This is a genomic window from Shewanella aegiceratis (assembly GCF_019457495.1).
Classification (GTDB): Bacteria; Pseudomonadota; Gammaproteobacteria; order Enterobacterales; family Shewanellaceae; genus Shewanella; species Shewanella loihica.
Window position 1 is genome coordinate 3010541 of sequence record NZ_CP080416.1, and the last position, 20999, is coordinate 3031539.

Here is a 20999-nt window from a genome sequence, read left to right on the forward strand (position 1 = left end):
TTTGAGCTCTCTTCCTAATACAGGCCCAAATCATGACTAATTCCGACCTGACCACTGCTCTGAAAATGGCTCCTAAGTCTGTCCTGCTGCTCTCTGCCCTGCTACTCGGTGGCTGTGCGGGCGAATACACCTTCAACAGCAATTTAGATGGTCAGGCCATCGACGACTACTTCAAGGCCGGTGAGGTCCAGCTGTTTCAAGAGACTCAGCCAAAGGGTCCTTATGAGCTCAAGGGAATGGTCGAGGGTGAATCTTGTCAGGAGCGCGCCCAGGATGTGCCGGCATCGGTTAGCGAGGCCCGCACCATGGCCCGCCGCGCCGCCGCCGATAAAGGCGCCAACGGGCTGATCATCAAACGCTGTGCCCTCATCGAGGAGCCGAGCAAGGCATGTGTTAGCCAAGCCCTGTGCGTCGGTCAGGCCATATTGTTGCCCACCACAGAAAAGTAGTTTTAGCGCCCTGCGCAATAGCGTGAACATAAGTCTTTACCATGACACTCAAGCGTGAAATTGAGGCGGTGGCTATCTGCCGCACTCCCTATAAGCAGAAATTTGGTATTCCCAGACAGCCGGGGCTGGTCACCGCCGCCCGCGGCTTCGTCGAGCTGCAGCCTCCCTATAACCATATCGATACCGTGCGCGGCCTGTCCCAGTACTCGCACATCTGGCTGCTGTTTACCTTCCATGAAAACCTGAGCCAAGGCTGGAAGACCACGGTCAGACCGCCGCGCCTGGGCGGCAACGAGAAGCTGGGGGTATTTGCCACCCGCTCCACCTTCCGCCCCAACGGCATAGGTCAGTCAGTGGTTAGGCTGCACGCCATCCACCAGCGTAAGGGCAAGGTGGAGCTCGAGATCTCCGCCATGGATCTGCTGGACGGCACGCCGATCCTGGATATCAAGCCTTACATCCCCTTCTCCGACGCCATCGAGGGAGCCATAGGCGGCATTGCCCATGAGGCGCCTGTGCTGATCGATGTGCGATTTAGCGATGCGGTGCTCGGTCAGCTAGACAAGCTTTCCAGTGACAAGTACCCCAACCTCAAGGCCATCATCGAAGGGGTGCTGGCGCAGGATCCCCGCCCAGCCTACAAGAAGGCCAAGGAAGATCCTAAGCATTATCAGGTCGCCCTCTATGATCTGGATATCCTCTGGCATGTGGATGAGACAGGCATCTTGGTCGATGCCGTGCGCCCGGTGCAGCCAGACGCCCTTAGGGAAGCAGATTAATCATGCAAGCTCCATTAGCTAACCAGGTGGACTACCGAGAGCAACATAAGCAGCGCCTGGCCTACATGCCCTGGCTCTACTTCTCCTTAAAGCCCAAGCATCTGGTCTGGGCCAAGCCCTGGCAGGATGAGATACAAGCGCAGTTGATGGCCGTTGAAACCGTGAGCATAGGCAAGGAGTGCTTTATCGCTCCCCAGGCGAAACTGTTTGCCGAGCCGGGACGAGATATTCTAATCGGTGATCGCTGCATGATCGCCGCCGACAGCTTTCTGCACGGCCCCATCGCCATGGGTAACGAGGTGGCTATCAATCATGGCTGCTCCCTGGACGGCGGGCGCGGCAAGATAGTGATTGGCGATCAGACCCGCATCGCCAACAATGTCACCATCTACGCCTTCAACCACGGCATGCACCCGGACACGCCTATCTATCAGCAGAGCAGTCAGTCGAAGGGGATCGTCATAGGCAGAGATGTGTGGATCGGCGCCCAGGCGGGCATAGTCGATGGGGTGACCATAGGTGACTGCGCCGTGATCGGCATGGGCTGTATCGTCACCAAAGATGTGCCCGACTACGCCATCGTCGCCGGTAATCCGGCCCGCGTTATAGGCGACAGGCGCGATAAGAAATAAACGGCTTAGCTAATTTGCTAATTAGCTAATCGGCCAAGCTAATTGCCATGGATCAGCTTACCGGTACCATGGAAAATCACGTTGACGACTCCGCCGCCTAAGTCCTTATCTTCCACGCGATTATCCGGATTATTGGGCCGTGACTCGGCGCTTTTCTTAACCCCATCGTAGAAGGCCTGATCGAGAGATTTATTACTGGCGCAGCCGCTCATGAGCCCTAGGCAGACACTTGCCATCAGCACGATTATTGTAGCCTTCATCGTCTTTTCCTTATCCCAAGTGACTTTCATCGTCATTCCCTGAATCCACTAACATGAATAGCGCCAAACAATGGCAAACCTACATTTACCAATAGCTTAAAGCTAAATCAGATTTTTTTAACAAGCAAACAAACTTAACAGATCTTTGCCCCGCCATCGCTCCCCTCTTGCATCAACCTTTCTGATGCACATATGATGACTATGCCAATCGTAGTAAATAACTGAACATGCTAGCTTGTTAAAACGTCCGATAACGGCGTTATTATTTTTGATTGTAGAATAACTACTTATCGAAAAATCATGCCTTGTTCTCGACCGTTTTTCCTAGGCTACTTCTGATCACTTACTTACCCTGATTGGTATTAATCGTTTGCCATTACCCATGGCGGCGAGCTCCAGATAATAAAACAAACATCACAAAAGGAAGTCGTCTGTGAATACCCCACGCCTCTTGGGCTTACTCGGCCTGTTGCTCCTACCGGCCGCCAGTGCCGCCCCCTTCGTCTTTGACCAACAAAGCTACCGTCAGGATGTGCAAACCCTCGCCAGCGATGAGTTTGAGGGCCGCGGCCCCCTCTCACAGGGTGAAACTCTTACGGTGGAATATCTTGAGAATGCCTTCAAGAAGATGGGGTTAGCACCAGGCTTTGGTGACAGCTATCGCCAGAGCGTGCCCATGGCCAAGATCACCGCCGATCAGAATATGCAGCTAAAAGTAGGCGAGCTGGTGTTTAACAACGGCAGCGACTTCACCGCCCGCACCGAGCAGATCCAGCCAAGCATCACGCTGGATTACAGCGAAATCGTCTTCGTCGGCTATGGCATCAACGCCCCCGAATACGGCTGGAACGACTACGCCGGTATCGATGTGAAAGGCAAGACGGTGATCCTCATGGTCAATGACCCAGGCTTTGCCACTCAAGACCCAGAGGTGTTTAAGGGCAACGCCATGACCTACTATGGCCGCTGGACCTATAAGTATGAAGAGGCCGCCAGACAAGGGGCCAAGGCGGTATTTATCATCCATGAAACCGCTCCCGCCGCCTATGGCTGGAACGTGGTGCAAAACAGCAACACCAATACCAAATACACCTTGGTAGACAAGGAGAAGAACCGCTCCCACATAGGCGTCATGGGCTGGGTCCAACATGAGGTGGCGCAGAAGATCTTCACCGCCGCGGGCCTGGATTACGACAAGCTCAAACTCACTGCCGCCAAGCCAGGCTTTAAGTCGCGCTCGCTAGATCTCAAGGCCAATCTGGAGGTGAACAACGATATCGAACTGGCCACCTCCTATAACGTTGCAGGTCTCTTGCCGGGCAAGACCCGCCCTGACGAGTGGCTGGTGATGCACGCCCACTGGGATCACCTGGGTAAGACGGTCCATGAAGATCAGACCCGCATCTACAACGGCGCGGTAGACAACGCCTCGGGCGTGGCCGGGGTACTGCAGCTGGCGCGTCACTTCAAGGAGCTTAGCGCTACTCAGCCACCTGCGCGCTCCATGCTGTTCAGCGCCTTCACCGCCGAGGAAACCGGCCTCATCGGCGCCCAGTATTTCGCCGAAAACTCACCTGTGCCCACCAAGCAGCTGGTCGCCTTCCTCAATATCGACGGCATGAATGTCGGCAAGGGAGTGAATTACATACTTCGCTATGGTGAAGGGGTCTCTGAGCTGGAAAACTATCTGGACAACGCCGCCAAGGCGCAAGGACGTTGGGTAAAGGCCGATCCTAGACCGCAAAATGGCCTGATGTTCCGCTCGGATCATTTCGCCCTGGCCAAGCAAGGAGTCCCCGGGCTGATGTTCATGAGCCTGGGAGACACAGATCCCGACTATATCGCCCACAAGTATCATCAGGGCGCCGACGATTACGACCCAAGTTGGACACTCGGTGGCGTCGAGCAAGATTTGGCGCTCATCAGCGATATTCTGGAGAAACTAGCCAACAATAACGACTGGCCAAAGTGGCTCGAGGCGTCAGATTTTAAGACCCGCCGCGCCCAGGATGGCCGCTAGCCATAGCCGTGATACTTACCGACAAAAGGAGGCCACAGCCTCCTTTTTCATATTGTTTTTATTCAATAAAACCCTAGTTTCACCTTTCTATCTATCCCCCGCTGCCAACTTAGTTCTTTAGTCTATAAACGCCATTCTTTGCTTGTGAGAAACCTCACACTTTGAGTAGTGTGTCTTCAGACCGCTATCGACACACCCTATGCACGGAGGCTCTATGTCTGCTGTAACGACATTTGCAACTGAGAACCAATTTCCCCTACAACTGAGCCAATTTGACGGCGACACCAGCACGCCGCTCATCGAACAAACCATAGGCGACTACCTGGATCAGATGGCCGCCAGCCACCCCGACCAACTCGCCATCGTCATGCATCATCAAGGGATCCGCTGGAGCTACCAGGAATACCAGTCCCATATCGACGAACTGGCCGCAGGCCTGCTGGCCATCGGCATCAAGCCCGGCGATCGCGTCGGTATCTGGTCACCCAACAACATAGAATGGTGTCTGACCCAGTTTGCCACCGCCAAGATAGGCGCCATCATGGTGTGCATCAACCCGGCCTACCGCCCAGAGGAGCTGCAATATGCCCTCAACAACGTGGGATGCCGCGCCATCATCTGCGCCGAGAAATTTAAGTCCAGCCACTACCTGTCAATGCTCTACGAGCTGGCCCCGGAGCTGAAACAGTGCCTGCCGGGACAGCTTGAATCGGCCAACCTGCCCAGCCTGGAGTTTGTGATCCGCATGGGCGATGAAGCCTCGCCCGGCATGCTCAACTTCAACCATCTCAAGCGTCCGCTCACCGAGAGCGATCGCAAGGCGCTCAAAGACACCGCCGCCCAGCTCTCCCCCTTCGATGCCATCAATATCCAGTTTACCTCGGGTACTACCGGCAGCCCCAAGGGCGCGACCCTGAGCCATCACAACATCTTGAACAACGGCCTATTGGTCGCCAAGGCGATGCGCTTAGGGCTTGAAGATAGACTCTGTATTCCTGTGCCCCTGTATCACTGCTTCGGCATGGTGCTAGGTAACCTCTCCTGCATCTCTGTGGGCGCCTCGGCCATCTACCCGAGCGACTCCTTCGATCCCCTGACTACTCTTGAGGTGGTCGAGGCCGAGCGCTGCACAGCGCTGCATGGGGTACCGACCATGTTTATCGCCCAGCTGGAGCATCCAGAATTTAAGCGCTTCGATCTCAGCTCGCTACGCACCGGCGTGATGGCGGGGGCTACCTGCCCCGAAGAGGTGATGCGCAGGGTGCAAGATCTCATGTATATGAAAGAGGTGCTGATCGGCTATGGCCAGACGGAATGCAGCCCCATCAACAACATGACAGAAATTGGCTCGTCGCTGGAGAAACGCGTCACCACGGTCGGCCGCGCCCTGGCCCACACCCAGGTGAAGATCGTCGATGAATTTGGCGAGGTGCTCCCCGTCGGCCAACCAGGTGAGGTGTGTAGCCGCGGCTACTGCGTGATGCAGTTCTACTGGAACGATGCCGAGAAGACCGCCGCCACCATAGACAGCGAAGGCTGGCTCCACTCGGGCGACCTGGGTGAGATGGACAGCGAAGGCTATGTCAAGATTGTCGGCCGCATCAAGGATATGATCATCCGCGGCGGCGAGAACATCTACCCGAGAGAGATCGAAGAGAAGCTCTACACCCACCCGGACGTGCAGGATGCCGCCATCTTCGGTGTGAAGAGCGAGAAATATGGTGAAGAGGTGTGCGCCTGGATCAAGGTGCAACCGGGCGCCAGCGTTACCGAGGAGGAGATACGTCACTTCCTCACCGAGAAATTTGCCTACTTTAAGGTCCCGAGATATATCAAGTTCGTCGAGCAGTATCCCATGACGGTGACCGGTAAGATCCAGAAGTTCAAGATGCGCGAGATGATGTATCAAGAGCTTTATGAGGCGATCAACTGCAACTAGCGATCCCAGCTAGCCCTTCGCCAGCCTATTCCCTAAATAGGCTGGCATTTTTTTGCCCGGCATCTGGTGCCTAGCATCAATTTAAAAGGCTGATTTTAGAGGCTGATATCAGAGACTCAGCAGCTGAGCGCCCACCTTCTCTACCCGCTTCTCGTTGCGGCTGATCACATAGCCCTGGTCGATATAGTCGTCGATACAGGCTTGATATTTGCTGTCCGACAGGGTGTCGCCAAAGCCAAGCCCGGTCCAATTCACCTCGCACTGCACCGTCTCCCCCTTGTCGTTGCTCAGGGTCGCCTTCTGATAGGTGGTCTCGAGCTTAGGCACCACAAACAATGCCCCCAGGGTCAGTCCTATGACGATAATAAATTTTGCTTTCATGGCTATCCTTAAATAACTGCGCTTAAAACAACGGCCTAAATAACTACTTTTAAAATAACTGGCCTAAAATAACGGCCTAAAATATCTGGCCTTAAGGACAGATGACTAGCGCCTGCTCTTTCCGGCGCCTATAGGCCGAGAGCTAGGCTCTCGCTAGCTGTATCCTGACATCACGGGCACCGGCGCTCAGACCAAGCTCCATCAGGCAGCGCTCCTCGATCTCAGACAGGCCGCCCTCACACATGGCCATAGGTTGGATGACGAGTCTTGGCCGCTTAAACAGCCCAATGCAACCCAGCTCATTAAGCCCTTGTTTGAGGCACTGCTCGGCAGGGGAAAAATTGCCCACCAGCAAACGCCGGGTAGTAAAAGGCGTACTCGGCGACAGGGCCGTTTGCCGCTCGCCATGACTCACGACGATACGGTCGGGATAGATCTGTGCGATCACTTCCATGTAACTGTTTACCTTTAAGCTGACAGTAGCTTATTACGAAAAACCCAATACTTTACGCGATTTATCCCTGTTGATCACTAGGGGTTGTTTATGTTTAAGGTTAAATTCTGTTTAATCTCAGGGCGGTTTGCTCACGAGCCGAGCAATGAAGTGGCTAATCAAACAAGCGGTGAGGTGGCTAATATTGTGAATAGCGCGATAGTCAACAGAGCACAGTGAGTAACGTCTATTGCACGCGCTTGCACACAATAAACCTGAGCGCGTTACATGCCCCTTGAGACCGCTTTTATCGGCCCTTTCTTCGGGCTTATCACTCGTTTGGGCAGAAGAACTGCGCCACGCTAGCCCTACCCTGTATGAATCGTCAACACATTGCCACAAAGGCAAACAGTAGAGGTCCAAAGCCGCCTGCTTACCGACACAGATCTCCCGCGGCTACTGGCCAACAAACTAGGTGACATCAAACGTCAGGGTGCTAAAATGTCGACCTATTTCATCACACAACTGGATATTGGGAATGCGAGTTAGCAAGTACCTGCTTTCAACACAAAAAGAGACCCCAGCAAACGCTGAGGTGGTCAGTCATCAATTAATGCTGCGCGCCGGCATGATACGTCGTAACGCTTCTGGCCTATACAGCTGGTTGCCGTCAGGCTTACGTGTGCTGCGCAAAGTCGAAGCGATCGTTCGCGAAGAGATGAACAATGCAGGTGCTGTTGAGATCTTGATGCCCATGGTGCAACCGGCAGACCTTTGGGTTGAAACCGGCCGTTGGGACAAATTTGGCCCTGAGCTGCTGCGTTTCCAAGACAGACACAACCGCGACTTCGTACTGGGCCCAACCCACGAAGAGGTGATCACCGACATCATTCGTAAAGAGGTTAGCTCTTACAAGCAGCTACCGCTGAACCTGTATCAGATCCAGACCAAGTTCCGCGACGAGGTACGTCCCCGTTTCGGCGTGATGCGTTCACGCGAGTTCCTGATGAAAGATGCCTACTCTTTCCATCTTGATCAGGAAACCATGGATGATACCTATCAGGCCATGTACACCGCCTACAGCAACATCTTAGGCCGTATGGGTCTGGCCTTCCGTCCGGTATTGGCCGACACAGGTTCTATCGGCGGCAGCATGTCACACGAATTCCACGTGCTGGCCAACAGCGGTGAAGACCTGATCGCCTACTCGACCGAGAGCGACTACGCCGCCAACATCGAGAAGGCCGAGGCGCCAATCCCTACCGAGCCTCGTGGCGCCGCCACCATGGAAATGAGCGTTATCGACACACCAAATGCCAAGACCATCGAAGAGTTGGTTGAGCAGCACGGTATCGCCATCGAAAAGACCATCAAGACCATTATCGTTAAAGGCGCCAGCGAAGAGGCACCTCTGGTAGCCGTGATCGTGCGTGGCGACCATGAGCTGAACGAAGTCAAAGTCGAAAAGCTCGATGCCGTACTTTCTCCATTTGAGATGGCCGGTGAAGCCGAGATCCGCGACGCACTGGGTGCAGGCCCTGGCTCACTCGGCCCTGTTGGCATGACCATCCCTGTGTATGTAGATCACAGCGTCAACGTCATGAGCGACTTTGCCGCCGGTGCCAACCAAGACGGTAAGCACTATGTGGGCATCAACTGGGAACGCGACCTGCCACAGGCAGAGGTTGCCGACCTGCGTAACGTTATCGAAGGTGAGCCTAGCCCATGTGGCAAGGGCACCATCGGCCTGCTACGCGGCATCGAAGTGGGTCACATCTTCCAGCTGGGCACCAACTACTCGAAAGCCATGGGCGCCAGCGTACTGGACGAGAACGGCAAGGCACAGACACTGCTGATGGGTTGTTACGGTGTTGGCGTGAGCCGTATCGTGGCCGCAGCCATCGAGCAGAACCACGACGATCGTGGCATCATCTGGCCAGCCGCCATTGCACCGTTCAAGGTCGGTATCCTGCCGATGAACATGCACAAGTCACATCGCATCAAAGATATGGCCGAGAAGCTCTACAGCGATCTTTGTGATGCCGGCATCGAAGTGCTGTTCGACGACCGTAAAGAGCGTCCAGGTGTGATGTTTGCCGACATGGAACTGATTGGTCTGCCGCACGTCATCGTGATTGGCGAGCGCAACATAGACAACGGCGTATTCGAATACAAGAACCGTCGTACCGGCGAGAAGCAAGAGATCCCATTCGAGGAGATCGTCGACTTCATCAAGTCCGCCAAATAATACGCTTAGTTGCTTTCAAAATAAGCTGCTTACACAAAAACGCCCGGCAACTGCCGGGCGTTTTTATTATCTACTAAAAAAATAACCAAGAGTTTTAGATATTAACGACTGACCTCGGGCACATCTTCTCGAGCCTTAAAGGTGCCAGGGACCAGGGCATTGACCAGAGATTTAAACAGCCCGCCCCAAAAGATAAGCAAGCCAAACCAGAAGTAGATTAGATAACTGGTTTGAAACTGACGTACCTTAGGCTTCATATACTTATAGGGAAGCAGAGTCTTATTAGCGGCTTTCAGCTGAAGTATCAATCCAGCTTCATGCCAGATGGCGATCTTCTCTCCCACTTTGAGACTTTGTGCTAGGCGATGGCACTTGCTCGCGCCGATATTGACGGCATAAAAGTTATCTTGAAAAGAGGTAATTTCCAGGTCGTAAAAAGTCCCACCCGTCTCCTCATCGATAACCTCGCTACTACGGCACTGGATAGCGTCTATAGTGGTCGAATACTCATGCACATCTGCCAACTCGGCCACATGATATTTAGGCAATACATAGGCGAGAAAGATAAGATTGACCATGAAAAATAAAAAGATAAACAAGTATCTGGAGCCCTTGGGGCCATCCGATGCGAACTCAATAAAAACATCGTCCTCATCATCATAAAGCCAATCTGGTGGCCCCTGCCTGCTGGAGGCAACCTCGCCAGCGGCCCTCCTACGTTTTATCTCATCTGTGAGTTGTTGATACCTATCAGGGTACTGTTCTTTATCTATGTTGTCGTTAACATCAAGCAGCTCATCCAAGGTACATTTCGAATAATCGACTGACACACTATCTCCCTTTACCAATTTCCTTGTCTAATTCCCCTTCCCATTGCAATGTTCTTTTGGCCTTTTCAGCAGTCTTTATCGAGCTTGGACCGAATAGCCTGAATAAACGCTCCTGGGTCATCCACGCCGAGATACACCTTTTCTAGCTGACCAATTGGCTCACTTAAGCTGATTTCGACATTGGGAATGCCAGCATAGTTATAGCGTTTAACCTGTGAGGATCGCTTAACAAAGGCCTGGTTTGACACCACTCGCGATATATTACCAAGGGGGATCACCAAGGGCGAATAGAGACCGCAGCGGATCACGAGATCATTTTGGCTAAGTGAAATAGGCCGTCTGGACAGAGCGCGATATTCGGCAACAAAGAATACTAAACTCAACAACGTCAGTAGGCTAATAACATTCGCCGCCATGGGCGACCAGAGGTAATGCATCAGAAGGTGCATCAGTGGCGCCTCAAAGGCAATCACTAAGATAAAACCCAGCAGATTGCTCTGAGCCCCATCCTTTTGATGATAACTAAAGTGCTGCACGCCGTTAAACTGATGCCTGTCGATGCGAGAGGCAAATAGGGCGTAGGTCCAGATGCGGGTCTCGAAACGCAATAAAGAGACAATAGCGCCGCCTCCGAGCAATTTTGTTATTGGCTCATCGATCGCTAGATCAGGATCTCTGCCCTGCGCGAGCGCCGATCGGATGGCTAAGACTACACTGGCTATCGCCACCACCTCAAAAAGCACCATCACGGCGACGATCAGATAACGCCCCAGCTCCAGGTGATGCCAGATAAACTTGTTCTGCTCAGGCACAATAAAACTGCCAAACAAGACCCCGAGACAGATAAGCGCCAGCGCCTTAATGAGTGCATCCTTCTTCTCCTTGATACAGAAGAAACACAACAGCGGCGCGACCACTAAGGCATCAAGCAGATAAAGCCATTCGAAGTTAGCCCTGCCATAGTCATTGAACGGGCCATTACTCTGGTAATAAAACGCCCACCAGACAGAGACACAAACTAGAAACAGCAGAGGTATTTTTGATTTTACTGAAGCGCTTAGCATCATTCGGTTCCCTCCATCATCTACCCTGACAATTGTCCATTTCCATTGCCCATTTAAATTGTTGAGCCACTCAGCGAGACGCTAGGAAATGGCCGCATATTCAAACACGGCGATATACATAGGCAGAAAGAGCAGCATACCCACCAAGCAAAGTACCTTAGTGGCTTTAGGGCCTATTTGACTCAGGGCATAATCGACCTTTGCCGATTTAAATAGCGCGATGACAGACCAGAGAGTGGCAATGACTAACCAGGCGTACCAAAGCATGGGATTCGCCACACTATTGTCAGCATAAACATATCCCCAAAATGCGAAAAGCCCTAAAAAATGAAATATCGCATTGGCTTGCTCTTCGATAACGGCGGCCACAGGGCGTTTATCCTTTCCCATCACCAGCGCGCCGACCTTAAAGGGAAAAGGAATTAACAGATAAGCTGCAGTGAGCCAAAACATGACCACCCAAATCGTACTCTCTGCAACCCTTTCTTCAAACATAGATATCACTCCTTGATAATTAGTTGATTTTTAACGCCAAACCTCATCATGCCGTAGACATAGACATGATGTAAAAATCTAAAGTAGATATAGACATAATGTAAAAATCTCAATAGTAACGCCTTACTAATGGGCGCATAAATGCTTGGCTAAAATTTGCGACGAAGGACCACAAGCCAAGCGTTATGCGTCCTTTTGAGTAACTTGTTATACGTTTTTTTCTAAAATGCCAAAAGTACCTTCGCTCAGCAACATAAAACACCAAGCCAAAATAGCGACACCAGTTACTTCTGACAAAGGAACTTGGAAAGATGAAAAATAAGTTGGAAATAAACAAGCAAAACCCAATGGCATTAAGGCTATTGAAATAATTGGCGCAGCATCTTTGCCTTTAAAAAGGTAAATAGTGCAAAGAGTAAGAAGCATAAATATAACGCCAGTTAGAATAAACCCGCCAATTACGAATACTAGATAAGTTTCAAGTAAACCAGCGCCTTTATAGGCTTGAAAGGTGGGGCCTAACTCGACTAATAAAGAAGCTATTACACCAGGAATAAAGATCTTCCCTGCTAAATCGTCTATAGCTTTTGCATATGTTGTAGCAAATCCTTCTGACATACTCCGAACTCCAGAAACGTATAACGCCCCATTCAGGGGCTGATAATAGCTTGCTAAAATGTGTAGCGAAGCGGAACCGAGCAAGCTGTTAGCAGTCCCGTTGCTGTAAAGCCTAGTTATATGCCGATTAACGACAAATCTTGCCACACATCCTCGTAACCCTCAGTAACTAGAAATCTATGTCCCGGTGGCAATGCCAAATAAGACTCAACTTGAGGAAGGTACTCGTTAATACGTTTAACGTGTATAGGCTTGAAGAAGTCAGGGGCGTCGCTCCATTCTTCGCCGCACCAAATATACCAACCACACGTACCATTTTCAGCCACATGCCTTAAACCATTTATCGGAAGTTTACCGATAGTTTCAATAGCAATGCCTAGTTTGTCGGATTCACTACAAGGAGAAAATTCCGTTTTAAATTTAGCGCAAATATCTTGCTGGCTACTCATGCTATTCCTTAGGCATATAACGCCCAATTAAGGTGTGAGCCACGCTACCACTGCACTCAACTGAGACACCGTAAACACTGAGCTAAACCCGAAACAAAAATGCCAAGCGTGGGGAATCACTCTTAAATTGTTTGTTATATTTTGCATTAGTACCCAGCCAATTCTGGAAGGGAGAACAACTCTCTCGTCCTCGCTTTGTCTAACCAATTAAAAGCATCACTTACACCATAAATATCAATCAACTCCTCAGCTAATTCGTCATAGTGTAGGCAAAACAGGCTCATAACTAAGTTATCAAAAAAGTTTGTCTTATCAGCCATGTGCATAATACTATCCCACACACCGCTGCCACCCTCGTTGAAGTACATTGTCGATTCTTTCAACTCATTTTCGTAGGTAGTGACATACCTTTCAGAAAATTTCTTATCTCTAGCGAAATAGAAGATCGCATTTAAACCTGCTAAGCTTTCAGGCGTCAAATAGCCATTCAAATTATCCCAAAACATTGCTTTGATCTTTGAATCACGATCTAGTGAGTCCAACATTGAGTCAAGTTCGAACTTAACCAAACCACCTGTATGATTTTTGCGAGATAATATCTCCGGATTTAATTCCATCCAAAAATCTAGGAACCAAATCAAGTCATACTCATCTATACCTTTAAGTGGCAAGCGCGAGCCTATTCTATGATTTAATTCATAGTTAGATTTTATGAGATCTATTGCTTTACTAAGGTCTCGACTTCCTAAAGAAAACCGTTCCATAAGTTTCTTTTTAGTCTCTTTAAAGGTGTCATTGCGCCATGAAGTAATACTTGGCAGTTCATCTGCCAAAGAAAATAATTGCTGTCTTGATAACTTTGTCGTGAATGTACTTAGTGAGTATTCCTCTCTCAGGAATTCAGTCAGGAATAGTAGGTTATCAAGCTCTTCTTCTAATGATGTAAATTTAGCCTTTAGCACATTAAAATTGATGATGGCGACTTCTGCTAAGTGCTTTCGGCTATCTCGATCAACGGGATACCTAAACGTTTGACCTGTTGCGTCAACACCTGCGATATCTAATATGGTAGGTTCAATCTTTTCATTGATAGATTGATATCGAATATCTATAGCTTCTGATTCTCGTTTAAAAAACTCCCAAATATTCCCAATATCATGAGAACCTACCAAGTCGAATTCAATTCGACGCCCTTGCCATTTAGCAATAACCTCAAGATCTTCGATTGCACCTTTCAATCTTAGTTCGACAGAATGTCTCATGTTGAAGCATGCTGGATAAACCATGTCATCTACATGAAAATCTACATTTTCAGAGTCAAGTGCTTGATCAATAATCAAGTTAGCTGCTTTGGAGAAACCTTTTGCGTATTCAACGTAACTAGGAGAACCATTATCCCCAACACACGCATTAGCCCGAGCAGGTTCACCCCCTCTAAAGGTAGAATTTGTAATTTTCATACGCTAAACTCCAAGCAAAATATAACGCCCAATTAAGGGGTGAGCAACGCTACCACACAAACCTAAAGCATTGTACCGTAACCACTAAAATTGAAGTAGAAGCAAAAATGCCGAGCGTTGTGAATCCCTCTTAAATTGCTTGTTATGTGCGTCTTAAAGTTGTTCTAAGTATTCTTTAAGCTGCTCAAGTATCCACTTATCTTCAGAAGCAACAAAACCATTTTCATCAAGTTTATCGAGAAATTCAGTTATCTGAGGATGATAGCTAATTAAGCCCAAAATTAGTGATACAACGTCATCTCGATTCCGATCAAAAGCAAGCTTGATAGCACAAAAAATCCGGTTTAATTCTGAAAGTGTTAACAGCTTTAATCGACTTTTGAATTGTTCTTTTTGCAAATCGGAAACTGTTGGGAAATACCATGACAAGCGATAACCAACTTCACCTATAATGTCGCTACCACTATCGGATGAAAAGAATATGGATATAAGCCTTTTCCATGAATCTTCTTTCGATGTTTGAGTGGAGTCAACGACTTGCTCTTGAATAACGACCAGTTTATCCACGTCCTCTTTCGTCACCGGAAGTTCATAGTATTGATGCGCTAACTTTATTAACTCGTTTAGCCCTTGCCCTATTTCAAGCACATTACTTTTGTTGATTTTTTGCTTGATTATAGGTGGCTTGTCGTTTTCAAGTATCACACTAGCGTGTTTCGTAAGATCAAACCAAGACGCTTTTTTAAGGGTTGGAGAGTAAACTACACCAATAGCAGGAATACGTAATTGTTGCCAATATTCAAAATGAGCCTTACTGGATTTAAATGAGAAAATCTCTGAATGATTGTCTACAAAAGAATCTCCACTTTTAACTTGAACACCTAGTAGCATACCTGTAGCTGTGCCATCATCAGAAACTAGCTCTAATTGCCCATCAACACCTACATCAGTTGATGACGTTTCTCTGAATATGACTCCCTCTGTCGAAAATACATATCCTGCATAGTGGACTCCAGCCCTACTGACCAATTCACTTTTTGGTGCTTTCACTTTCAATACTTCTCCTAAGCACATAACGCTAGCCATAACCAGCAACTAAAAACATAGCGAAGCGACGCTTTTAGTTGTCTGTGTTAATGGCATTGTTAGGCCTATATTTCTGAACACACCTAGCAAAAATAGGATGATAAATATTTAATGCTTGCTCTACAGCTAACCAGATAACTGCCCCTGCCCCGAGAACCATTGGAAGCCGCTGATCGGTAAGAACCCCGAGATTTGAATCTGGTGCAGTAAGCGCAACATAACCAAATGCGATACCTACCACAGCACCAACACATGACAGCACAATTGTAGCGAATTTCTTAAAGTCAGGTGGCTGCTTTATATATAGGTGCATTAGCAAATAGAGAACGCCAAAACCAAGTCCGACATAAATTCCATAAATGGTTGGCTGATTAATCATCTTCACCACCATTTTTAGATTTTGACGCTGCCAGCGCACCAAGTATGCCGCCAAGTATCACTCCGCCTATACCTGGAATAATGAGATTCCCAATCAATGCGCCCCCAATAGCAGGCGCAATCATATCTGTGCTATCTGTGCTTTGGTGTACTGAGCAGTAATCATTGTTGTTGATCGCCGTTTTCTTACACCGCTCTCCAGATTTAGTTGTTGCTTTACATTTCTTCATATGACCCTTCTTGTAGGCCTAACGCTTATTAGCGAGAATGCCGCCTATGTAAATCACTACCACCTAATATACATCGCGACAAATTTTTTTAACCATCTGAAATTTATATCAATAATGACATTGCATAACAAGTAGAAAGTGAGCAAGCCCAAAACAAAACGAGACCCTATTTAACGAGACCCTCACCTCTTCCCATTAAATAGAAAGCTCTAAGTAATTAATTCAAATTAATCAATACGTTAAACATTAATGTAAAAACAAATCGAGAATCGAAAGATTACATAGTAGGAAGCGAAAGGGGCGTTTTTTTGCAAAATCCCATTATACCTGTATAGATCCGCAGTACAGCGAGCAGAGTTTGGCAACCTGCCGAACAATCATCTAGCTATCCTACTCACATCAAATACAGCCAAATCGAAGAGACGTTAGATACCCAGTGCAGATACGGCTGTGACCTTCGGTTTCAGGGATGAAACCGCAGAGCGGCCAGGGATGGCGCACAGCGTGTCACAGGCGTATCTGCACAGCCCTCGCCGGGCAGGCGCTAGGTTCCCATGAAGGTACAACCTTCAAAAAACCATCAAACACCAACTCTGCCAAATTCAACAATCCCAAATAACAACAATGCCCAACCTCATCCAAGGCCGGGCATTACCCTAAAGTCAGACTAGACGAAGCCTAGACCATTATCTTTGATCCTCAATCACCACCCCATCATCCGCCAAGGCCCCAGGCGCCACCAAGGCCACCTCACCCGACAATTGGGTCTCGGCGCGGATCGAGTCCTGCACCGCGGCAATATCCACCTGAGGACGCATCGCCTCATCCACCTCGCACAGCAGACGCATCAGATCGTTTTCCTGTTGGCGGGTGACCACCAAGCGCACCTTAGCGATACCGGGATGGCGGCAGCGAATCCGCTCCACCTGCTCGGGATGGACAAACAGCCCCTTCACCTTAGTGGTCTGATCGGCGCGGCCCAGCCAGCCCTTGATACGCACATTGGTGCGACCGCAGGCACTCGTGCCCGGCATGATGGCCGACAGGTCGCCGGTGGCGAAGCGCACCAGTGGATAGTCGCGGTTAAAGCTGGTAACCACCACCTCGCCCACCTCGCCTTCGGGCACTGGGGTTAAGGTGCCGGGCCGCACTATCTCGACGATAATGTCTTCGGCGACCACCAGGCCTTCACCCGAGACGCTCTCGAAGGCGATAAGGCCAATATCGGCGGTGACATAGGCCTGCTTGACGTCGATATCCGCCGCCTCGAAGCTGGCCTTAAGGGAGGGGGTTAACGCCTCGCCCGACACCAGTGCCTTGGTGATGGAGCTGGTGTCCTTCCCCAAAGTCTTGCCCTTCTCCAGCAAGATATTAAGAAACGAGGGGGTGCCGCAGTAACCATTTGGCTTAAGCGAGGCGATAAGGTCCAGCTGCATCTCGCTCTGCCCAGGCCCTGCCGGGATCACGGTGCAGCCGCAGGCCCTGGCGCCCGAATCCATGATGAAGCCCCCCGGCGTCAGGTGATAAGCCAGGCAGTTCTGCACCAGGTCGCCTACTCTAAATCCGGCAGCAAAGAAGGCCTGCCCCATGCGCCACCAGTCGTGGCCGTCACACTCGGGATCATAGATGGGCCCGGGTGACTGAAAGATGCGCCCGCTGGGCTTGCTTGGCGTCATGCCGGCAAAAGGCGGCAGCTTGGCCTGCAGGGCGATAAGGTCTGCCTTGTGGGTGATGGGCAGGGTCGCCAGCGCCTCACGGCTATCGACGCTGCTCACCTCGATATCGGTCAATAGCTCGGCGTAATAGCGGCAGTTTGCCTTGGCATAGCTGAGCTGCTCAGGCAGCGCCGCCATCAGCTGCTGCTCGCGCTGCTCGGGCGCAAGCGCCTCTTCGGGTTTGAAATAATCGGCCATATTGCCTCCCTACAGCCAACGCTTACGGCGTTTATAGGACTTTAGGTTCTTGAAGCTCTTACGGGTTTCGTTGCCGCCCCCCAGGTAGAACTCCTTCACATCTTCGTTGTTGAGCAGCTGCGCCTTGGTGCCGTCGAGTACGATTTTGCCCGACTCCATGATGTAGCCATAGTTGGCCGCCTTGAGGGCGTAGTTGGCGTTCTGCTCCACCAGCAGCATGGTAATACCCTGCTCGCGGTTGATCTTCTCTATGATGCCAAACACCTCCTTCACCAGCAGAGGCGATAGCCCCATTGAGGGTTCATCCAGGCAGATCATCTTAGGCCTCGCCATCAGGGCGCGGCCTATGGCCAGCATCTGCTGCTCACCGCCCGACAGGTAACCCGCCAGCCCGGTGCGCTCCTTGAGGCGCGGGAAGTAGTTGAATACCATCTCGATATCCTGATTCACCTGACCGTCGCGGCGGGTATAGGCCCCCAGCTTGAGGTTTTCGATCACCGTCATATCCTCGACGATGCGGCGCCCCTCCATCACCTGAAACAGGCCGGAACGCACCACGTCATCGGCATTTTTCACGTCTATACGCTCGCCCATGAAGTGGATGTCACCCCGGGACACCTCGCCATTTTCTGTCTTTAGCAAGCCAGAGATCGCCTTGAGGGTGGTGGACTTACCGGCGCCGTTGGGCCCCAGCAGGGTCACTATCTCGCCCTGTGGCACCTCTATGCTCACGCCGCGTAGCACCTGGATCACATCGTCATAGACCACTTCGATATTGTTGATAGCGAGAAGTGGTGTCTCGGGCTTTAACTGCACTGCTTGTGTCATAACAACTCCAAGGTCAAGAAGCGGGCCGGGCAAGACGGACTTACCCGGCGCAGGGAAAAGAGATTAGTAGCCTAACCAGTCGACGCGACGCTCGAGGGTCACCTGATTGACCTTCTCGACCTTGATGTCGCCATGGTTATAGTTACCCTTGTAGATGTTGACCTGGTTGATGCCGCGGTGATCTTCCGGTGTCCAAGTAGCTGCCAGGCAGACGCCCTCTAGCCCCTTAGGCACCCAGTCTTTGTGCACATACATGCCCTTCTTAACGTTCTCACCTGTGATGCCACCGTGCGCCTTGGCCCACTCCATCGACTCCTTCATGAAATAGGTCGAACAGACGCCGCGAATATAGTGGTGCAGACGCTCCTCTTTGCCCGTGCTGTCAGACATCTTAGAGATCTCGCGTACCAGCTTCATGCCCGGCACATCGTCGGTCCAAAACGGCGTCATGGTCGGGAAGATATAGTTCTTCACCCCTTCACCGGCGGCCTTGAATACCAGCTTGTCGCCGCCCCAGATGTTAGACATGAACTGGATATCGGTTCCGACCGTGTCGCAAGACTTGATCAGCGACTGCACCGAGCCCCCCAGGTTGCCGATATAACCATAGTTGGTGCCTGAGCTCTTGAGGCTCAAACACTGGGCCTTAAAGTCACCCGGCTTCATGGAGATCACCACGGATGGCTGCACGTCGAAGCCCAGCTCGGTGGCGTACTCGGCGCAGGCCTCTTTCGGCGCGTTAGGGAAAGGATGGTTGGCGCCGATATGGGTAAACTTAGGCTTGCCCTGCCCGCCCTTGGCCTTCCAATCTTCAGCCGCCCACTGCACCAGGCCGCGACAGGCGTCAGAGTACGATGCGCCGTAGAAGAAGTTATATGGCGCCGGTTTAGTGGTGTTCGGGTTCTTGCCCTGAGGGTCGGTCAGGTGGCCAGAGTAAGAGGCCGAGAAGATAGGCGTCTTATCCTTGGCGGCAAAAGAGATCAGCGCCTCGGTATCCGCCGTGCCCCAACCCTGCATGGCCACCATGTTCTTGCGCGACAGCCACTTCTTGTAAGAGGCGATCGCCTGAGGCACCTTGTAGGCATAGTCTATGGTCTCATATTCCAGCTTAGTGCCGTCGATGCCGCCGTGGGCATTGATATAGGCCAGGGCATCACGCACGCCGTCGGCGTAGGGCTTACCCACGAAGGCCGTGGGGCCAGACATGTCGGCCAGGTGGCCAACAAAAACCGTGTCTTCGGCCTGGGCAGCGCCCGAGGCGAAGGCGAAACAAGCAAGCGTGGTGCTAAGTAATATTTTTTTAGTCATCGTTATCTTCCTTCAACATGATCCAGATAGATTGAATGCGGTTAACGCAGCGCTACAGCCAGGATCAACGCTCATTGCTATTCAAACTGTGTCGGTTTTACATCAATTTCATTAGCCCTCGACTTAGTAGGCGAAGGGGTAACACTTCCAATAGTTCTTAATTTGTCCCCAGCGATGGGCCAGTCCCTCGGGTTCGAAGATGAGGAACAGGATAATCACCAGGCCGATAGCCATCTCCTTGATGTAGGCCAGACCGTCGGTGACCATAGGCAGGTTGCCGAAGTCGGTATACTTCATCAGTCCCACCATGCCCTCTAACACCTCGGGCAGCAGCACCATGAAGACCACGCCCATCAGGGTGCCCTTGATAGAACCCAGGCCGCCGATGATCACCATGGCCAGGAACTGAATCGACATTAAGATGGTGAAGCCCTCGGAGGAGACATAGCCCAGGTAGTGGGCATACAGGGCGCCACCTATGCCGGCGTAGAAAGAGGAGATGCCGAAGGACAAGAGGCGATACTTGTTAAGCTTGACCCCCATGATCTCGGCGGATAGATAGTGGTCGCGCACCGCCACGAAGGCGCGGCCGTCGCGGCTACGCATCAGGTTGCAGCCCCAGATATACATGAACACCAGCGCAAACAGGGCGATGAAATAGAAGCTCATGTCGGTGTCGAAATCGAAACCGAACAGGCTCACAGGCGCCGCCATGGCGCCGGACGAACCACCCGAGAACCACTCGGCGCGGCCGAAGAAGTCCTGAATGATGAACTGAGCCGCCAGGGTCGCAATCGCCAAATAGAGCCCCTTGATCCTTGCTGCCGGCATACCGAACATCATGCCCACGCCCATGGTGAGAAAGCCCGCCAGCGGAATACAAAACACCACAGGGATGTTAAAGCTGGTGTTGAGCCAAGCCGAGGCGAAGGCGCCGAAGCCGAAGAAGGCGCCGTGACCTAAGGATATCTGCCCGGTAAAGCCCACCAGGATATTCAGCCCCAGGGCGGCGATGCCTAAGTATGAGATCTGAATAAACAGGGTCAGAAAATAGCCGTCCAATACCAGGGGCGCGGCGCAGGCCAGCGCAATCACCAGACAGGTCACCAGGCGTATGGTCTTGGTTTCAAAAATCGTGTTGTCAGCCTTATAGCTGGTGCGAAAATCCCCGCACGGGCGCATCGCTAAACTAGACATAG

At 51.1% G+C, this 20999-nt stretch carries 22 protein-coding genes; 6 read left to right on the forward strand and 16 right to left on the reverse strand.

Annotated features, from left to right (window positions below):
* Positions 1-32: 32 nt before the first annotated feature.
* From rcsF to K0H80_RS13230, 3 genes are read left to right on the forward strand one after another with little or no spacing between them, the layout of a single operon-like run.
* Positions 33-449 (forward strand): Rcs stress response system protein RcsF, encoded by a 417-nt coding sequence (gene rcsF, locus K0H80_RS13220; RefSeq protein WP_220071874.1) that lies wholly within the window; start codon positions 33-35, stop codon positions 447-449.
* Between the two features lie 41 nt (positions 450-490).
* Complete coding sequence (gene tsaA, locus K0H80_RS13225) at positions 491-1228, forward strand: tRNA (N6-threonylcarbamoyladenosine(37)-N6)-methyltransferase TrmO (RefSeq protein ID WP_220071875.1); 738 nt, start codon at positions 491-493, stop codon at positions 1226-1228.
* A gap of 2 nt (positions 1229-1230) precedes the next feature.
* Positions 1231-1860, forward strand: coding sequence for an acyltransferase (locus K0H80_RS13230; RefSeq protein ID WP_220071876.1), 630 nt, complete (start codon positions 1231-1233; stop codon positions 1858-1860).
* Between the two features lie 38 nt (positions 1861-1898).
* Here K0H80_RS13230 and K0H80_RS13235 read toward each other — a convergent pair whose 3' ends face one another.
* On the reverse strand, positions 1899-2120 hold the full coding sequence (locus tag K0H80_RS13235; protein ID WP_220071877.1) for a hypothetical protein: 222 nt from the start codon (positions 2118-2120) through the stop codon (positions 1899-1901).
* A gap of 466 nt (positions 2121-2586) precedes the next feature.
* Between K0H80_RS13235 and K0H80_RS13240 the strand changes: the two genes are divergently transcribed.
* Both K0H80_RS13240 and K0H80_RS13245 read left to right on the forward strand, forming a co-directional pair.
* Positions 2587-4140 carry a M28 family metallopeptidase gene (locus K0H80_RS13240; protein WP_258406251.1) on the forward strand — a complete coding sequence of 518 codons (1554 nt, stop codon included), beginning with the start codon at positions 2587-2589 and terminating at the stop codon, positions 4138-4140.
* Between the two features lie 214 nt (positions 4141-4354).
* Entirely contained in the window at positions 4355-6079 is a 1725-nt protein-coding gene (locus K0H80_RS13245) for an AMP-binding protein (protein WP_011866390.1), read from the forward strand.
* A gap of 108 nt (positions 6080-6187) precedes the next feature.
* Here the strand turns inward: K0H80_RS13245 and K0H80_RS13250 are convergent, their stop codons facing one another.
* Together K0H80_RS13250 and K0H80_RS13255 are read right to left on the reverse strand one after the other, a co-directional pair.
* Positions 6188-6460, reverse strand: coding sequence for a hypothetical protein (locus K0H80_RS13250; protein ID WP_220071879.1), 273 nt, complete (start codon positions 6458-6460; stop codon positions 6188-6190).
* Positions 6461-6602: 142 nt separating this feature from the next.
* Positions 6603-6914 carry a hypothetical protein gene (locus K0H80_RS13255; RefSeq protein ID WP_220071880.1) on the reverse strand — a complete coding sequence of 104 codons (312 nt, stop codon included), beginning with the start codon at positions 6912-6914 and terminating at the stop codon, positions 6603-6605.
* A gap of 517 nt (positions 6915-7431) precedes the next feature.
* Here K0H80_RS13255 and K0H80_RS13260 point away from each other — a divergent pair.
* Positions 7432-9141, forward strand: coding sequence for a proline--tRNA ligase (locus tag K0H80_RS13260; RefSeq protein ID WP_220071881.1), 1710 nt, complete (start codon positions 7432-7434; stop codon positions 9139-9141).
* A gap of 101 nt (positions 9142-9242) precedes the next feature.
* Here K0H80_RS13260 and K0H80_RS13265 read toward each other — a convergent pair whose 3' ends face one another.
* The 13 genes from K0H80_RS13265 to K0H80_RS13325 all read right to left on the reverse strand — a co-directional run bounded on the left by K0H80_RS13265 (position 9243) and on the right by K0H80_RS13325 (position 20997).
* Complete coding sequence (locus K0H80_RS13265) at positions 9243-9971, reverse strand: hypothetical protein (RefSeq protein WP_220071882.1); 729 nt, start codon at positions 9969-9971, stop codon at positions 9243-9245.
* Between the two features lie 65 nt (positions 9972-10036).
* The gene (locus tag K0H80_RS13270; RefSeq protein ID WP_258406094.1) at positions 10037-11038 is read right to left on the reverse strand and encodes a hypothetical protein; all 1002 of its coding nucleotides are present in this window, start codon (positions 11036-11038) and stop codon (positions 10037-10039) included.
* 78 nt (positions 11039-11116) lie between these two features.
* Positions 11117-11530 carry a hypothetical protein gene (locus tag K0H80_RS13275; RefSeq protein WP_220071883.1) on the reverse strand — a complete coding sequence of 138 codons (414 nt, stop codon included), beginning with the start codon at positions 11528-11530 and terminating at the stop codon, positions 11117-11119.
* Between the two features lie 207 nt (positions 11531-11737).
* On the reverse strand, positions 11738-12148 hold the full coding sequence (locus K0H80_RS13280) for a hypothetical protein (protein WP_220071884.1): 411 nt from the start codon (positions 12146-12148) through the stop codon (positions 11738-11740).
* A gap of 116 nt (positions 12149-12264) precedes the next feature.
* Positions 12265-12597, reverse strand: a complete 333-nt coding sequence (locus K0H80_RS13285) for an immunity protein Imm33 domain-containing protein (protein WP_220071885.1) — start codon at positions 12595-12597, stop codon at positions 12265-12267.
* 146 nt (positions 12598-12743) lie between these two features.
* Positions 12744-14057, reverse strand: a complete 1314-nt coding sequence (locus K0H80_RS13290; protein WP_220071886.1) for a hypothetical protein — start codon at positions 14055-14057, stop codon at positions 12744-12746.
* A 153-nt stretch (positions 14058-14210) separates the two neighbouring features.
* Positions 14211-15107: a DUF4365 domain-containing protein gene (locus tag K0H80_RS13295; protein ID WP_258406252.1), complete on the reverse strand. Its 897-nt coding sequence runs from the start codon at positions 15105-15107 to the stop codon at positions 14211-14213.
* 70 nt (positions 15108-15177) lie between these two features.
* Positions 15178-15522 (reverse strand): hypothetical protein, encoded by a 345-nt coding sequence (locus K0H80_RS13300; RefSeq protein ID WP_220071888.1) that lies wholly within the window; start codon positions 15520-15522, stop codon positions 15178-15180.
* Complete coding sequence (locus K0H80_RS13305) at positions 15515-15751, reverse strand: DUF5763 domain-containing protein (protein ID WP_220071889.1); 237 nt, start codon at positions 15749-15751, stop codon at positions 15515-15517. The genes K0H80_RS13300 and K0H80_RS13305 overlap by 8 nt, the downstream gene beginning before the upstream one ends.
* A gap of 686 nt (positions 15752-16437) precedes the next feature.
* The gene (locus tag K0H80_RS13310; protein ID WP_220071890.1) at positions 16438-17664 is read right to left on the reverse strand and encodes a phenylacetate--CoA ligase family protein; all 1227 of its coding nucleotides are present in this window, start codon (positions 17662-17664) and stop codon (positions 16438-16440) included.
* Positions 17665-17673: 9 nt separating this feature from the next.
* A complete protein-coding gene (locus K0H80_RS13315) occupies positions 17674-18492 on the reverse strand; it encodes an ABC transporter ATP-binding protein (RefSeq protein WP_011866403.1) in 819 nt (272 codons plus the stop codon).
* 63 nt (positions 18493-18555) lie between these two features.
* A complete protein-coding gene (locus tag K0H80_RS13320) occupies positions 18556-19800 on the reverse strand; it encodes an ABC transporter substrate-binding protein (protein WP_220071891.1) in 1245 nt (414 codons plus the stop codon).
* Between the two features lie 123 nt (positions 19801-19923).
* On the reverse strand, positions 19924-20997 hold the full coding sequence (locus tag K0H80_RS13325) for a branched-chain amino acid ABC transporter permease (protein ID WP_220071892.1): 1074 nt from the start codon (positions 20995-20997) through the stop codon (positions 19924-19926).
* Positions 20998-20999: the final 2 nt, after the last annotated feature.